The 14,366-nt window shown below is 43.9% G+C and carries 17 protein-coding genes; all 17 read right to left on the reverse strand.

From position 1 onward, the window contains the following. Positions 1 to 121 precede the first annotated feature (121 nt). Complete coding sequence (locus tag M3M39_RS06215) at positions 122 to 1,261, reverse strand: D-alanine--D-alanine ligase family protein (RefSeq protein ID WP_252796991.1); 1,140 nt, start codon at positions 1,259 to 1,261, stop codon at positions 122 to 124. A 97-nt stretch (positions 1,262 to 1,358) separates the two neighbouring features. Beyond that, positions 1,359 to 2,537: an FtsW/RodA/SpoVE family cell cycle protein gene (locus M3M39_RS06220; RefSeq protein ID WP_252797993.1), complete on the reverse strand. Its 1,179-nt coding sequence runs from the start codon at positions 2,535 to 2,537 to the stop codon at positions 1,359 to 1,361. 47 nt (positions 2,538 to 2,584) lie between these two features. Next, entirely contained in the window at positions 2,585 to 2,794 is a 210-nt protein-coding gene (locus M3M39_RS06225; RefSeq protein ID WP_252796992.1) for a DUF2969 family protein, read from the reverse strand. Position 2,795: 1 nt separating this feature from the next. Further along, positions 2,796 to 3,068, reverse strand: a complete 273-nt coding sequence (gene yidD / locus M3M39_RS06230) for a membrane protein insertion efficiency factor YidD (protein WP_420842996.1) — start codon at positions 3,066 to 3,068, stop codon at positions 2,796 to 2,798. Next, positions 3,055 to 4,080 (reverse strand): rod shape-determining protein, encoded by a 1,026-nt coding sequence (gene mreB / locus M3M39_RS06235; RefSeq protein WP_252796993.1) that lies wholly within the window; start codon positions 4,078 to 4,080, stop codon positions 3,055 to 3,057. Before mreB ends, yidD begins: the two co-directional genes overlap by 14 nt. 66 nt (positions 4,081 to 4,146) lie before the next feature. Next, complete coding sequence (murA, locus tag M3M39_RS06240) at positions 4,147 to 5,418, reverse strand: UDP-N-acetylglucosamine 1-carboxyvinyltransferase (RefSeq protein WP_252796994.1); 1,272 nt, start codon at positions 5,416 to 5,418, stop codon at positions 4,147 to 4,149. 20 nt (positions 5,419 to 5,438) lie between these two features. Next, positions 5,439 to 5,666: a DUF1146 family protein gene (locus tag M3M39_RS06245; protein ID WP_252796995.1), complete on the reverse strand. Its 228-nt coding sequence runs from the start codon at positions 5,664 to 5,666 to the stop codon at positions 5,439 to 5,441. A gap of 133 nt (positions 5,667 to 5,799) precedes the next feature. Further along, complete coding sequence (locus M3M39_RS06250; protein ID WP_252796996.1) at positions 5,800 to 6,228, reverse strand: F0F1 ATP synthase subunit epsilon; 429 nt, start codon at positions 6,226 to 6,228, stop codon at positions 5,800 to 5,802. 12 nt (positions 6,229 to 6,240) lie between these two features. Then, positions 6,241 to 7,653, reverse strand: a complete 1,413-nt coding sequence (gene atpD / locus M3M39_RS06255; RefSeq protein WP_252796997.1) for a F0F1 ATP synthase subunit beta — start codon at positions 7,651 to 7,653, stop codon at positions 6,241 to 6,243. A 22-nt stretch (positions 7,654 to 7,675) separates the two neighbouring features. Further along, the gene (locus tag M3M39_RS06260; RefSeq protein WP_252796998.1) at positions 7,676 to 8,596 is read right to left on the reverse strand and encodes a F0F1 ATP synthase subunit gamma; all 921 of its coding nucleotides are present in this window, start codon (positions 8,594 to 8,596) and stop codon (positions 7,676 to 7,678) included. Between the two features lie 20 nt (positions 8,597 to 8,616). Beyond that, positions 8,617 to 10,158, reverse strand: coding sequence for a F0F1 ATP synthase subunit alpha (gene atpA, locus M3M39_RS06265; RefSeq protein ID WP_252796999.1), 1,542 nt, complete (start codon positions 10,156 to 10,158; stop codon positions 8,617 to 8,619). Between the two features lie 31 nt (positions 10,159 to 10,189). Further along, the gene (gene atpH, locus M3M39_RS06270; RefSeq protein WP_252797000.1) at positions 10,190 to 10,735 is read right to left on the reverse strand and encodes an ATP synthase F1 subunit delta; all 546 of its coding nucleotides are present in this window, start codon (positions 10,733 to 10,735) and stop codon (positions 10,190 to 10,192) included. Then, positions 10,722 to 11,228, reverse strand: coding sequence for a F0F1 ATP synthase subunit B (atpF, locus tag M3M39_RS06275; RefSeq protein ID WP_252797001.1), 507 nt, complete (start codon positions 11,226 to 11,228; stop codon positions 10,722 to 10,724). Before atpF ends, atpH begins: the two co-directional genes overlap by 14 nt. Before the next feature lie 40 nt (positions 11,229 to 11,268). Then, positions 11,269 to 11,481, reverse strand: a complete 213-nt coding sequence (gene atpE, locus M3M39_RS06280) for a F0F1 ATP synthase subunit C (protein WP_252750032.1) — start codon at positions 11,479 to 11,481, stop codon at positions 11,269 to 11,271. Between the two features lie 18 nt (positions 11,482 to 11,499). Beyond that, positions 11,500 to 12,210, reverse strand: coding sequence for a F0F1 ATP synthase subunit A (gene atpB / locus M3M39_RS06285; protein WP_252797002.1), 711 nt, complete (start codon positions 12,208 to 12,210; stop codon positions 11,500 to 11,502). Between the two features lie 232 nt (positions 12,211 to 12,442). Next, complete coding sequence (upp, locus tag M3M39_RS06290; RefSeq protein ID WP_252797003.1) at positions 12,443 to 13,069, reverse strand: uracil phosphoribosyltransferase; 627 nt, start codon at positions 13,067 to 13,069, stop codon at positions 12,443 to 12,445. A 54-nt stretch (positions 13,070 to 13,123) separates the two neighbouring features. Further along, positions 13,124 to 14,365 (reverse strand): serine hydroxymethyltransferase, encoded by a 1,242-nt coding sequence (gene glyA / locus M3M39_RS06295; RefSeq protein WP_252797004.1) that lies wholly within the window; start codon positions 14,363 to 14,365, stop codon positions 13,124 to 13,126. Position 14,366: the final 1 nt, after the last annotated feature.

Here is a 14,366-nt window from a genome sequence, read left to right on the forward strand (position 1 = left end):
TCCTCTAAAAACGATTTAATTAAAATAAATATTATTATCCTATCTTTCTTATAATTTGTCAAACTAATAAAAAATCCTCCCCCGAAGTTAACGTTCATTGTAACTTCGGGGGAGGATTCTGTTATTTAGCTTTATAAACTTTCTTTTGATCCTTCGCTTCTAATGGTTTAAAGTCATGTAAAATTTGTGCTTGTCGTTCAAATTCATCTTGGGCCAAATCAATTAAGCGATCAATTAATTCTGGATAACTAATGCCAGAAGCTTCCCACAACTGCGGGTATAACGAGATGTTGGTAAATCCAGGCAAAGTATTAATTTCACTTAGATATGGAGTAAGGTCTTCTGAAACCAAAAAGTCGATCCGAGCCATTCCCTTTAGCTCAAGAGCTTGATAAGCATCCAATGCCATTTGTGTAACTTCGTTGCTGACCGCTTCTGGGAGTTCAACTGGAATGGTAAATTCAACCGCACTCGCGTCCACAAACTTGTTATCGTACGTGTAAAAAGCATCACTATCCGGAACTTTAATGGCTCCAATCTTAGAAGCTTGCGGGTGTTCGTTTCCAAGGATTGAGATCTCGACTTCTTCCGGACCTTCAATTGCCTCTTCAACCAGAACCTTCGTATCATAACGGAGGGCGTCTTGCATCCCTGCTTCATACTCTGCTTCGTTCTCCACCTTATGAATTCCAATGGAGGAACCTTGGCGAGACGGTTTAATAAATAATATTTTTGAAGCAAGCTTTTCACTAATGCGAGCATAACTCCAGTCAGAAACATTTTGAGGCGTCACCAAAACGTACTTTGTGTTCCGAACCCCCGTCGCCGTTAAGATCTTTTTGGTAAAGTCTTTATCATAGGCTAAGCCCGAGGCTTGAACTCCACTACCTACGTATGGTTTTTTTAGTAGTCGTAAGAGTCCCTGAATGGTCCCATCTTCCCCCAGGTTTCCGTGAATAATTGGGAAAAAGACGTCAATCTTTTTCGTGCTCTCAAGATTTAAAATTGGAGCCAAGGGATTAGCGATGTCTAATTGCGACGCTACCTCAGTGGCCACATCTTCTTCCTTTTCACCCGCAAAGACCCGGTGAGAAGCTGCGTCATCTAAAATAATTCCGTCCTTAGTAATTAAAAAGAGACTAACATCGTACTTCTCCTTGTCCATTGCATCAAAAATATTGTGGGCGGACCGTTTCGAAACGTCATGTTCTGAAGAATCGCCCCCAAATAATAGGGCAACATGTTGTTTTGTATCTGTCATCTGCTTTTCTCCCATTCGTGTGTTTTGGAAACTTAAGTATAACACTTTTTGGTCTAACTTAAAATGCCAAAACAAAAAAGCCTACCGCAGTAGACTTTTACGAAAATTGTTTAACGTTACTAAACATCGAATTCTTATTGTGATATTGCATTGACATGATGAAGCCAATCCCAATCATATTTCCGATTAGAGCTGATCCACCTTGGCTAATAAATGGGAGCGGAATCCCAGTCATTGGGATCAGGTCAATACTCATCCCAATGTTTTCCACCACGTGGAAAAGAATCATCATGATTACTCCCGTGGAAATGTAGGCGTAAAAAACATTCCGGGTTCGAAAGGTCACCTTAATCATTTCGTAAATTAGGAGGAAGTACAACAAGATTAACAAGGTTCCGCCGATGAAGCCAAAGTTTTCTCCCACTACGGAAAAAATCATATCGGATTCTCGGACCGGAACGTACACGTGCGAAACGTTAAAACCAGTTCCAGTCATTCCTCCAGAACCAACTGCCTTCATACTTTGCCACAGTTGGAATCCCTGATTACTAGAATCAGAGGCGGGGTGCAACCAGCTATCAATCCGTTCAAATTGATACTGCTTAAACCCTAAGTGTCCTAAAATAGCCCGACCACCGCTAGTAACTACTAACATTACTGCTGTCGTGACTAAGGCAACAAAGGCAATAATTCCAGGGCCTAAGATTTTCCAAGTAATCCCAGACACAATGATTAATCCACCTAAGATTGCTAGAAACACCACCGTCGTCCCAAAGTCATTTTGCAATTTCAAAAGAATGATCACTGGTAACGTCCACAAAAACATTTTCCCCAATAACTTCCAATCACTGCGCACCGTATGGATCGGATACTGATTATTGTGGGTAGCGATCACCCGTGCTTCCATTAAAATGTAAGCAGGTTTCATAATTTCTGACGGTTGGAACGTTAATGGTCCTAAAGCAAACCAACTTTTAGCTCCTGTTTGCACAAAATAAGCTCGACTATACAGAAAGAGCACTAGAAACAGTAAAACCACTCCAAACCAATAGATATAAGGAGTAATCTTCCATAGTTGCTGGGCATCAAACTGCATGATAACGACAACCGCTACCGCTCCAATTACGTACCAAACCAACTGCGATACTACGGTTCGGACAACTGAAACAGAACCAGTATCGTGCGAAGCCGCTACATAAATCGAGCCTAATCCGACCAAAGCTAACATTAGGACACAAAAGATAATGCTCCAATCAATCCGATCGTCACTTTGCATTTGTCTTCTTTGAAACACAGCTAACTCTCCTTCATTTGAATCCTAGCTTAGCGTTGGTGTAAATTATATTCACGAATGATTTGTTGGAGTGCATCCGTTTCATTTTTTTCGTGGAAAACTTGATCACCCACGTAACAATCAAATTTATCCTGATTGGCAACGATTTTACCCACTGTTTGGCCTTTAATTTGGACTAAATTTTCGTGTTCGGGAGTAGCCACCACTTCTAGTTCAATTTGTTTTTCTTTGCGACTCATCCTAACCTCCATTCTCTTTCATCTGGTTTCTTCGGACACTAAAATGGTTTGGTACCGGGTCAAAGCCACCGGAAACCAACGGATTACACCGTAAAATCCGTGCACCACCCATGATTAAGCCACGCAGACTCCCAAATCGTTCAATCGCTGTCAGGGTGTAGTGTGAACACGTTGGTTGATACCGACACGTCGGTGGTGTATGCGCCGAAATTCCACTTTGATATGCTCTAATGAGCTTAATTAACAAGGCTTGCACCGCATTAGTTCCGGCCAAAGAGGCTAAATTTTTGCTTGTTCGGTTGTTTCTTAGTATCAATGTGTTCGAGTAAGGCACTCGCCCCTTTTGCCACGTTTTCTAAAGGATCTTCAGAAACCATCACTGGGACTGTCAACGCATTGGCAATAACAAAATCAATGTTCTTCAACATTGATCCTCCCCCAGTTAACATCACTCCGCGATCAATAATGTCCGCAGCTAATTCTGGTGGGATGGTTTCCAGCACACTCTTAGCGGCGTTAATAATCATTTGCACCGACATGTGAATTGCGTCTGCAATTTCAGCACTATTAATGGTGACGGAAATCGGCATCCCACTCACAGCATCTCGACCCCGAACTTCCATTTCTTGAATGTCATTAGGGTCTGCTTGAGCCGTTCCAATTGCCTTTTTAATTTTTTCCGCGGTGTGTTCCCCAATGATAATATTATGGGTCCGCTTCATGTAATCAACGATGTCTTGGTTCATGACATCTCCAGCCAATTTAAGCGACTTGCTGGCTACAATGTCACCTAAAGAAACCACAGCAATGTCTGAAGTCCCCCCACCAATATCAATAACCATGCTTCCCGTTGGTTGGAAAATATCCATTCCGGCCCCAATGGCAGCGACCTTTGGTTCCTCTTCTAAAAAGACTTCACCACCCACTGATTTTTGAGCGGCTTCAATAATTGCTTTTCGTTCAATGTTAGTAATGTTAGTGGGAGCACAAATCATTACCTTGGGCTTTGAAACCATGCCCTTCACGCTTAATTTTTTAATGAAGTAATTTAACATTGCTTCTGTCACATCAAAGTCTGAGATAACCCCATCCTTTAATGGTCGAATTGCTTTGATGTTACCCGGCGTTCTACCAACCATTTCGTAAGCTTCTTTTCCGACTGCCAGAACTTTGTTAGTTTTCGTATCGATTGCAACTACGGATGGTTCGTTTAAAACGACTCCTTTTCCAGTTACAGATACCAACACATTGGCTGTTCCTAAGTCAATTCCGATATCTTCGGCCATAATTTTTCTTCCTTTCCCGCAAAAATCTAATCGTGTAAATTATATCATAAGTAGCGGCAGAAAGGCTTAATCCCCAGTCGAAACCCGCTCAATGTCTGCCCCTAAATGACGCAATTTCTTTTCAATTTCGTAGTAACCTCGGTCTAAATACTGGAGGTTTGTGATTTGAGTTTCCCCCGTAGCAATCAAACCAGCAATAATCAATGCGGCGGCGGCTCGCAAATCAGTAGCAGCGACTTCAGCTCCTTCAAAGTGCGTTGGTCCATGCATGACCACTGTGTTTCCTTTGATTTCGAACTTCGCATTCATCCGGCGGAGTTCATCTAAATGGCGGAAACGGTTTTCAAACACCGTTTCTGTCAACGTACTTACCCCATCTGCTTCAAGTTGTAACACGGTCATCTGTGGTTGCATGTCAGTCGGAAAACCAGGGTAAGGAGCCGTTTCAACGTCCACGGGTTGTAGTGTTTTCGGACCAACTACCTTGATTCCAGCGGCTTCTTCTGTGACCTGAACGCCCATTTCCCGTAACTTAGCTACGAGGGGTAAGTTGTGTTCCATGATGGCATCTTCTACCAATACGTCTCCCTGAGTTGCAGCAGCCGCTACCATAAAGGTTCCAGCTTCAATCCGATCTTCTACAACTTGATGATGCACCCCATGTAATTCGTCGACCCCTTCAATCGTAAGGGTATCAGTTCCAGCCCCCGTAATTTTAGCTCCCATGGCATTTAGCATGTTAACTAAATCCACGATTTCTGGCTCGCGTGCTACGTTTTTAATCACCGTAGTTCCTGTCGCCAAAGTCGCTGCCATCATCACATTTTGGGTGGCTCCCACACTCGGAAAATCAAAGTAAATTTCAGCTCCGTGAAGGCCTTCTGGGGCCCGAGCTTCTACGTAGCCCTCGTGTTGTTCAATCGTAGCTCCCATGGCTTCAAAGCCCCGTAAATGGATGTCAATTGGGCGCGAACCAATGGCACATCCACCTGGTAATGCCACTCGAGCCTTCCCCAATCGTGCCAATAGGGGCCCTAAGACAACGATGGAAGCGCGCATCTTAGAAACATATTCAAAGGGCGCTTCGCTACTGATATCCCCGGTCGCGTCTACTGTAATTTGATTGTGATTTTCATCAAAGTTCACCTGTAAGCGCAAACTGCGCAACACCTCGTTCATCACGTGTACGTCCGACAAAATTGGAGTATTAGTAATGATACTTTTTTCCTGTTTCCCTAAAATAGTGGCAGCCAAAATTGGCAAAACGGCGTTTTTCGCCCCTTCAATGTGGACACTTCCGGATAGGCGGTTGCCACCGCGCACAATAATTTTATCCATTTCTCTTCTCCTAGCTGATTTTAAAATAAGAATTGTAGGTTTTTTAAGTTATCAATAAAGGAGAGAAAGAAATTACTGCTTAAAGAACCAATTGCCAAGGCCATTAAAACTAATAAAACCTTCCCCTGTTGTTCTTTAATGGGTAAAAACCGTTCAAAATGAATTCCTTGAATGGCCCAAAATGCTAAAATCACAAAAAACAACTGACTAATTACACTAATTAAAGCCTGTAATCCAAATCCATTCATTTTCTCTTCCTCCATTGATTGCTATCCTTAATCTTATCATAAAATCCCGCAGGTGTCCCTTCCGCCACTCGTTTCCAGCCATGAATGCATAAAAAAAGAAAGCCATGAAAAACATGACTTTCTTTCTAAAAAACTACCGCCGATTAGCAACATTGATCCGATTCAAGGCCCGGCGAAGTTCAACTTCGGCCCGTTTCATTGTATCGGCATCGTGTTTGCTATTGGCTTCTTCAATTTCTCGTTGAGCCCGTTCCTTCGCATTATTAGCCCGGCCCACATCAATTTGATCTTTGCGTTCCGCACTATCAGCGACAATCGTGAGTTCATTATTCGAGAATTCAACGAAACCCCCGTTAACGGCGAGTGTATCAGTTTGACCGTCCTGATTTTTAAACTCAGCCGGGGCAATTTGTAAGGCGGCAATCACCGGAATATGGTTAGCCATGATTCCCATGTCACCACTTTGCGTTTGCACGACCGCTAATGAACAATTGTCATTAGTATAAATCGGTCCGTCCGGAGTCACGATACTAACGGTTAAAACATTCTTTGCTTCAGCCAATTAGATCCCTCCTTACTTGTCGGTATCCTTTTGGGTAGCATCGTACTTGGCAACCACATCTTCAATCGGACCACAGTTTCTAAAGAAATCTTCTGGAATGTAGTCGTACTTACCGTCTAAGATGCCTTTGAAGCCGGCCACTGTATCCTTCACGGAAACGTACTTACCAGGAACGTTCGTAAACGTTTCAGCGACTGAGAATGGTTGCGACAAGAAGAATTGAATCCGACGAGCCCGACCAACAATCGTCTTTTCTTCGTCAGATAATTCATCCATCCCTAAGATTGAGATGATATCTTGTAATTCCCGGTACCGTTGTAAGACATGTTGCACTTCACTAGCAACTTGGAAATGTTCATCCCCAATGATGGCCGGATCCAAAGCGGAGGAGGTTGATGCCAATGGGTCCACGGCTGGATAAATCCCTTGTTGAGTCAAAGACCGTTCCAAGTTAGTCGTGGCATCCAAGTGCGCGAACGTCGTAGCGGGTGCAGGGTCAGTGTAGTCATCGGCAGGAACATAAACCGCTTGAATCGAGGTAATGGCACCCTTCTTCGTCGAGGTGATCCGTTCTTGCAACTGACCCATTTCCGTGGCTAACGTTGGCTGGTACCCTACGGCGGAAGGAATCCGACCTAACAAGGCAGAAACTTCCGTACCAGCTTGGGTAAACCGGAAGATGTTATCAATAAATAACAGCACGTCTTTTCCAGCTTCATCACGGAAGTATTCCGCAATCGTCAGTCCCGTCAAAGCAACCCGCATCCGAGCACCAGGCGGCTCATTCATTTGTCCATACACCATGGCGGTTTGCTTCAGAACTCCCGATCCCTTCATTTCGAAGTACATATCGTTTCCTTCACGGGTTCGTTCACCAACCCCAGTAAAGACGGAAATTCCGTTGTGTCCTTGCGCAATGTTATGGATTAATTCTTGGATTAAAACGGTCTTACCAACTCCGGCACCACCGAACAATCCAACCTTACCACCCCGAATGTACGGAGCCAGTAAGTCAATAACTTTAATTCCCGTTTCCAACACTTCGGCTGACGGGTTAATTTCATCAAATTTTGGTGCTTCCCGGTGAATGCTCCACCGTTCAGCATCAGGACCAAATTCAGGGCCACCATCAATGGTTTCCCCTAAAACATTAAATACTCGTCCTAGTGTGTCATTACCCACGGGAACTTCAATTGGAGCGCCCGTGTTTTCAACTTCCATCCCACGACGTAACCCATCAGTTCCGTCCATGGCAATCGTTCTGACCACTCCGTCACCCAATTCAAGCGCCACTTCAGTTACTAAAACGTCATTGTCGCCCTTTTGGATTTTCAAAGCATCATTAATTTCAGGTAAATCGCCATCTAGGGGAAATTCAACATCGACAACCGGTCCAATTACTTGTACAACTTTACCAGCACTCATTATGCGTTAATTCCTCCTATCATTAGTGATTCAATGCTTCCTGACCACCAGTAATTTCGGTGATTTCGGTCGTAATCGCAGCCTGTCGAGCTCGATTGTATTTTAATTCCAGAGTAGAAATTAAATCATCAGCATTGTCAGTTGCTGCTTTCATCGCCATCGAACTTGATGAATGTTCGGCAGTTTTGGCATCTAAAATTGCCCCGTATACTAAACTTTCCGAATACTGTGGCAAAATAGCGTGTAACACTTCCTGCTCTGAAGGTTCCACTTCGTATTCAGCAGTCAGAGTTTCGGTTTGGACGCTAGCGCCCGCTCCTTTTCCTCCAGACATACTTTGTTCAATCGATTCTCGGTCCATTGGGAGTAGTTTTTCTACCCGAAAGTCCGAACGAACTCGATTGACAAAGTGGTTGTAACAAACGTATAACTCGCTAAACAAGTGATCGTTATACATTTGGGTGATTGTTTTCACAATCCCTTTAACCTCTTGATAACTAGGAATGTCAGAAACGCCACGATACTCATAAGCAACGTTTGCCTGATTCTTTTTATAGAAATCAGCACCCGTTCCTCCTACTGCTAGGATAACGTAGTCATCCGCATTAGGGGTGTGATCGGCGATAAACCGATTAGCACCACGGATTGCGTTACTATTGTAACTACCAACCATTCCCCGATCAGACGTAATCACTAAGTAAGCCGTTGGACCTTGCTTGCCTTGGTCCTTTGTCTTTGAAGGCGTTTGGCTATCTAACAAGTGTGACTCAGCCAAGTGCATTACCACCGCTTTAATTTTAGCCACGTACTCGTTGTACGTTGCCGTTTGCCCTTGAATTTGATTCAACTTTACGGTTTGGACCATTTGCATGGCTTCCGTAATTTGCCGGGTATTTTTAGTGGAGGCAATCCGGTGCTTGACTTCATTCATTGATTCAGCCATTAGTTATCCTCCCTTCAAATCTAAGCTTGCTGTGCGTTTTGATCTTGATCGGTTGCCGCTGTCGAAGTAAATAACTTAGCAAATTCACTAATGGCAGTGGTTAATTGTTGTTCATCAGGTAACTTACCCGTTTCTTTGATTTGTTGTAACAAGTCTGCGTGCTGATCATCAAAGTAATTGAAGATCTCGTTTTGGAAGCGTAACACATCGTCAACCGCAATCTTGTCGAGGTAACCGTGCGTTAAGCAGTACAAAATCAGAACTTGTTTTTCAACTGGGATTGGGTCATGCAGTTTTTGTTTCAAAACTTCCACGGTCCGAGCTCCCCGATCAAGCTTGGCTCTAGTTGCTTCATCCAAATCAGAACCGAATTGAGCAAATGATTCCAATTCGTGGTAGGAAGCTAAGTCAATCCGCAGCGTTCCGGCAACTTTCTTCATTGCTGGAATCTGAGCATCTCCCCCTACCCGAGAAACTGACGTTCCGGCATCAATGGCCGGCCGATCTCCAGCGTAGAACATATCCGCGTTCAAGAAGATCTGTCCGTCGGTAATCGAAATTACGTTGGTTGGGATGTAAGCAGACACATCTCCGGCTTGGGTTTCAACAATTGGCAAAGCAGTCATTGAACCACCACCGAGCTTGTCACTTAACTTAGCAGCCCGTTCCAATAATCGAGAGTGGGTATAGAAGATGTCACCGGGATAAGCTTCACGGCCAGGTGGACGTCTCAAAATCAAAGAGAGTTCACGATAAGCGTTCGCTTGTTTCGTTAAGTCATCATAGATGATTAACACGTGCTTCCCTTTGTTCATGAAGTATTCACCCATCGTTGCTCCCGCATATGGTGCGATGTAAAGCAACGGAGCTGGTTCAGAAGGACCAGCAGTTACAACCGTCGTGTAGTCCATTGCTCCAAACTTCCGCAGGGTTTCTACTTGTTGCATTACCGTAGAATCCTTTTGTCCGATGGCAACGTAAATACAAATCATGTCTTGGTCTTTTTGGTTCAGGATCGTATCAACGGCAATCGAAGTCTTCCCAGTTTTTCTGTCTCCGATAATCAATTCCCGTTGTCCCCGACCAATCGGTACCAACGCATCAATCGCTTTAATCCCAGTTTGTAATGGTTCATCAACTGATTTCCGATCCATGATTCCAGGTGCCTTGTGTTCAATTGGCATCTCAGCCTCGGTTTCAATCTTGCCATTACCATCAATTGGTTGACCTAGTGAGTTAACAACTCGACCCACCATTGCGTCACCAACGGGAACTTCCATGATGCGTCCGGTTCTTTTTACGGAATCACCTTCACGAATCCCGGTGTAATCACCAAGAACCACGATTCCGACGTTGTTGTTTTCCAAGTTTTGCACCATTCCGTAGGTTCCACTTTGGAATTCAACCAATTCTCCGGATAAGGCATTATCAAGTCCATAGGCCCGAGCCACACCGTCACCAATGTAGGTAACGATTCCAGTTTCTGCAACTGAGAGCTCGTCCTGATAGCCTTCTAATTGCTTCTTAATTAGAGCACTGATTTCTTCAGCCTTAATGCTCATAAAAGTTTCACCTCTTTCTTCTGCGAACTTATTACTGCAGTAACAACCGTTTCATCTTATCAATCTTAGTTTTAATGCTGCCATCAAACACGATGTTTTCAGACCGCAAAACTACCCCACCGATAATGTCTGGATCGGTTTGTTCTTGTAACTGGACCTGCTTAGCGTTCACTCGTTTAGCAAAGGTTTGCGCTAACTGGTCGTGTTGATCCTGCGAAAGCGGAACCGCCGTGGTTACAGTTGCAGTAACAATTCCGTGTTTTTGATCATACAAGCGCTTAAACTCGGCAACGACTGCGGCTAGGTCGCTAATCCGACCATAGTCAAACAGCATCTTCAACAAGTTTTGCACTGCCGGCGTTTGCACGTTTTCCACGAGCAGCGTCAACAGGGCTTGCTTTTGTGCGTTATCAAGTGCCGTTGCTGCTAAAGCGCCAGTTAGTTCTGGTTCATCGTCTAAAACTGCTTGAATGACATCCAAATCTGCTCTTCCGGCATCAACTTGATCATTAGTTTCTAAAACCGCATACAGCGCTTTGGAATACCGTTTAGCAACATCAAGTTTAGTTAGACTCATGACTATCCAACTCCTTAATGTAAGAATCAATCAACGTCTTTTGATCATTGGCGTCTAAGTTCTTTTGAATAATCTTGGAAGCAATTTCAATAGATAAATCAGCTACGTCATCTTTTGTGCTAGCCAGAGCATCTCGCTTTTGTTGTTCAATGTCCTTAGCCGCATTTTCTTTAATGGTTTTGGCATCCAAGTTTGCGTCACTAATAATGGATTCGCGCCGTTTATCACCGGTTTGTTGGGCCTTATTAATGATTTCGTTTGCTTCTGCTTGCGAATTAGCCAAAGCTTCCTTACGTTGTTTTGCCAACTCAAGGGCTTCAGTCCGCGACTTTTCGGCCGTATCAATATCATTGGCAATTTTATCCGACCGGTCTTGCATCATCTTGGTGACTGGTTTCCAAGCAAAAATCTTGATTAACCACATCAGAATAATGAATAACACCGCGTAGAACAAGGCATCACCAATATTAAATGCCTCTCCAACCACTAACATCTATTGACACCTCCTTTGTTTGTTAATCAACATTAAATGATTACTTGTTGATAACCAACATTGCAATCACGAAGGCTAAGATGGGCATAACTTCGATCAAAGCGACCCCAATAAACATGTTAGTCCGTAAAGTATTGCTTAATTCTGGCTGACGGGCCATTCCTTCAAGCATCTTAGAAATCAAAATTCCGTCACCGATACCAGCACCAACAGCGGCACCTGCGATCGCGATTCCTGCTCCAATTGCACCCATAAATACTTCCTCCTTTTCTTATTCCTCAATTGATAACTTCTGAGAAACATAAACACATGATAAAGTTACAAATACGTAGGCTTGAATACAGCCAATAAATACTGAGAAGGCCATCCACGCCATTTCAATTGGTGCTGAAATAGCCAGCGTGACAATCCCATGCGAAAATGCCATTTTCGCAATTAAACCTGCCAGCAATTCACCAGCAAAAATATTACCGTACACCCGAATTCCAAGGGTTAAGAAATTAGTAAACTCTTCCATCAAGTTAATTGGCAACAAGTACGGAATGGGCTGCAGATAGGTTTCAAAGTGGCCTTTGTAACCCAACTTTTGCACACTCGAGAATTGAGCAATCAACATTGACATCAGCGCAAACGACATTGCAACGATTGGATCGGCCGTAGGACTCTTTACGTACACAATTCCTCCTACTTCAATATGGAGAAATAATCCCAATTGGTTAGAAACCAAGATGAAGAAGAAGAGCGTAAAAGCCCATAAACCATAATCCTTGGTTGATCCACTTGGCATCGTCGACTTCACAATTCCGTTCGTAAAGTCAATCATGTACTCCAATAAATTTTGCTTCCCGGTCGGCTTCATTTGAATTTTCCGCGAACAGAAATAAACAAAGCTAAACACGATTGCTGCAACGATGAGTCCTGAAATCATGTTCCCAACGTTGAAGGTCAAACCGCAAAATTGAAAAGTACGAGTTGGATCCACTAATTATCACCTCTTTTGCCTTTCAAATAGCGAACGGTCGGCGCTGAATTCACACCTTGCTTTACCATTCATTTTAAGAAAAACCACAACTGCGGCTAATCCTAAAATTCATTAGAATGATACCACCAAATGAAGCTAAATACAAAGTAAATTATTTCCTTTTCACCGTGTAATGTACGTGATTGATGCCCAAGCAAAAAAGCAGAAATCACAAGATTTCTGCTTTTTAACTTTATTTGGTTCCAAACAAACGGTCCCCAGCGTCCCCTAATCCAGGCACAATGTACCCATGGTCTAGGTGATCATCTAAGGCAGCGGCGTAAATTTCAACGTCTGGATGAGCTTTTTCCAGTGCCTCTACGCCTTCGGGAGCAGCAACTAAGCACACAAACTTAATGTTTTTCGCACCCCGTTTTTTCAGTGCATCAATTGCCATGATGGCTGATCCCCCGGTAGCAAGCATGGGATCTACCACTAAAACTTCCCGGTCTTCAATGTCAGCCGGTAATTTCACAAAGTATTCGTGTGGTTCAAGCGTCTTTTCATCCCGGTACATACCGACGTGCCCCACTCGAGCACTCGGCAGTAGTTCCAAGATTCCATCAACCATTCCAATTCCAGCTCGAAGAATTGGCACGATGGCCACTTTTTTCCCGGCTAATTTTTTCGTGGTAGTTTTCCCCATTGGAGTTTCAATCTCAACGTCTTTTAACGGCATGTCCCGAGTAACCTCGAAGGCCATTAAATTGGCAATTTCGTTCACAACTTCCCGAAATTCATTAGTCCCGGTCTTTTTGTCCCGGATGATACTTAACTTGTGTTGAATCAACGGATGATTCATAACGTGAAACTTACTCAACGTCCCCACTCCTTTTTCTGTTTAAATCCACTACTAATCATATCACGAAGTGAACTAACGTGTAATGGGGTGCGTTTTACACAATGATTGAACGGTGGCCCGTACTTCAGCTAACGTTTCCTCGTCGTGGGGATGGTCAACCGTTTTGATGATTAGTTGAGCCACTTGCCGTGCGTCTGCTTCGTCAAAGCCCCGCGACGTAATGGCTGGAGTTCCTAACCGGACTCCACTGGTAATAAACGGGCTCCGCTGTTCGTTTGGTAGCGCTTCTTTATTTGTAGTAATGTTGACCGAATCCAGCAGGTTTTGCGCATCTTTTCCGGTTAATTCTGTCCCGGTTAGATCAATGTTTAAAAGATGGTTATCGGTTCCATCGGAAACCACTCGGATGTGTTCTGAGTGGTTAAATTCATCAGCCATAGCTTGGGCGTTTTTAATAACCTGCGCCATGTACTCATGAAAATCTGGTTGTAAGTCTTCATAAAAGGCAGCCGCTTTTCCAGCAATTACATGTTCTAGCGGTCCCCCTTGGGTGCGTGGGAAGACCGCCGAATTCAACTGTTTGGAGTACTTAGCTTGGGAGAGAATTAACCCACCCCGTGGTCCTCGCAACGTTTTGTGGGTCGTAGTTGTAACCACATCGGCAATTCCTACTGGATTGGGATGTAATCCAGCGGCCACTAATCCAGCAATGTGAGCCATATCAACCATGAGGTAAGCTCCCACTTCATCAGCAATTTTTCGGAATTCGCGCCAGTCAATGATCCGACTGTATGCTGAAGCACCGGCCACAATCATTTTAGGGTGGACCTGTTCGGCCAGCTCACGAATAGCTGCAAAATCAAGTCGTTCCGTTTCATGATTTAATCCATAGGCATATGAATGGTAAATTTTGCCAGAAAAGCTGACCTTGGCACCGTGAGTTAAGTGTCCTCCAGCATTAAGATCCATTCCTAAAATTACATCACCTGGTTGTAAAAAGGCCGCATAGGCTGCCTCATTTGCTTGAGATCCAGAGTGCGGTTGTACGTTCGCATATTCAGCCCCAAAAAGTTGCTTAGCTCGTTCGATGGCCAAATTTTCTACCACATCAATGTATTGACACCCACCGTAGTAGCGGTGTCCTGGGTATCCTTCAGCATATTTATTGGTTAGGACTGATCCCTGTGCGGCGCGCACTGCCTGAGACGCAATGTTTTCTGATGCAATTAATTCAATCGTATCAGCTTGACGTTGCTCTTCATCGTGAATGGCATCCCATAACTGTGGATCTAGGCGTTGGTAGTCTGCTGTCATT

The organism is Fructilactobacillus hinvesii (genome assembly GCF_024029435.1).
Classification (GTDB): Bacteria; Bacillota; Bacilli; order Lactobacillales; family Lactobacillaceae; genus Fructilactobacillus; species Fructilactobacillus hinvesii.

Excerpts from the sequence above, each read along its gene's own strand:
- atpE (WP_252750032.1), bottom strand. The coding sequence starts at position 11,481 with ATGGGTGCAATTGGAGCAGGAATCGCGATCGCAGGTGCCGCTGTTGGT.
- atpF (WP_252797001.1), bottom strand. The coding sequence starts at position 11,228 with ATGTTAGTGGTTGGAGAGGCATTTAATATTGGTGATGCCTTGTTCTAC.
- murA (WP_252796994.1), bottom strand. The coding sequence starts at position 5,418 with ATGGATAAAATTATTGTGCGCGGTGGCAACCGCCTATCCGGAAGTGTC.
- M3M39_RS06245 (WP_252796995.1), bottom strand. The coding sequence starts at position 5,666 with ATGAATGGATTTGGATTACAGGCTTTAATTAGTGTAATTAGTCAGTTG.
- atpD (WP_252796997.1), bottom strand. The coding sequence starts at position 7,653 with ATGAGTGCTGGTAAAGTTGTACAAGTAATTGGACCGGTTGTCGATGTT.
- M3M39_RS06220 (WP_252797993.1), bottom strand. The coding sequence starts at position 2,537 with ATGCAAAGTGACGATCGGATTGATTGGAGCATTATCTTTTGTGTCCTA.
- M3M39_RS06225 (WP_252796992.1), bottom strand. The coding sequence starts at position 2,794 with ATGAGTCGCAAAGAAAAACAAATTGAACTAGAAGTGGTGGCTACTCCC.
- mreB (WP_252796993.1), bottom strand. The coding sequence starts at position 4,080 with ATGGCCGAAGATATCGGAATTGACTTAGGAACAGCCAATGTGTTGGTA.
- atpH (WP_252797000.1), bottom strand. The coding sequence starts at position 10,735 with ATGAGTCTAACTAAACTTGATGTTGCTAAACGGTATTCCAAAGCGCTG.
- M3M39_RS06260 (WP_252796998.1), bottom strand. The coding sequence starts at position 8,596 with ATGGCTGAATCAATGAATGAAGTCAAGCACCGGATTGCCTCCACTAAA.
- atpA (WP_252796999.1), bottom strand. The coding sequence starts at position 10,158 with ATGAGCATTAAGGCTGAAGAAATCAGTGCTCTAATTAAGAAGCAATTA.
- glyA (WP_252797004.1), bottom strand. The coding sequence starts at position 14,365 with ATGACAGCAGACTACCAACGCCTAGATCCACAGTTATGGGATGCCATT.
- M3M39_RS06215 (WP_252796991.1), bottom strand. The coding sequence starts at position 1,261 with ATGACAGATACAAAACAACATGTTGCCCTATTATTTGGGGGCGATTCT.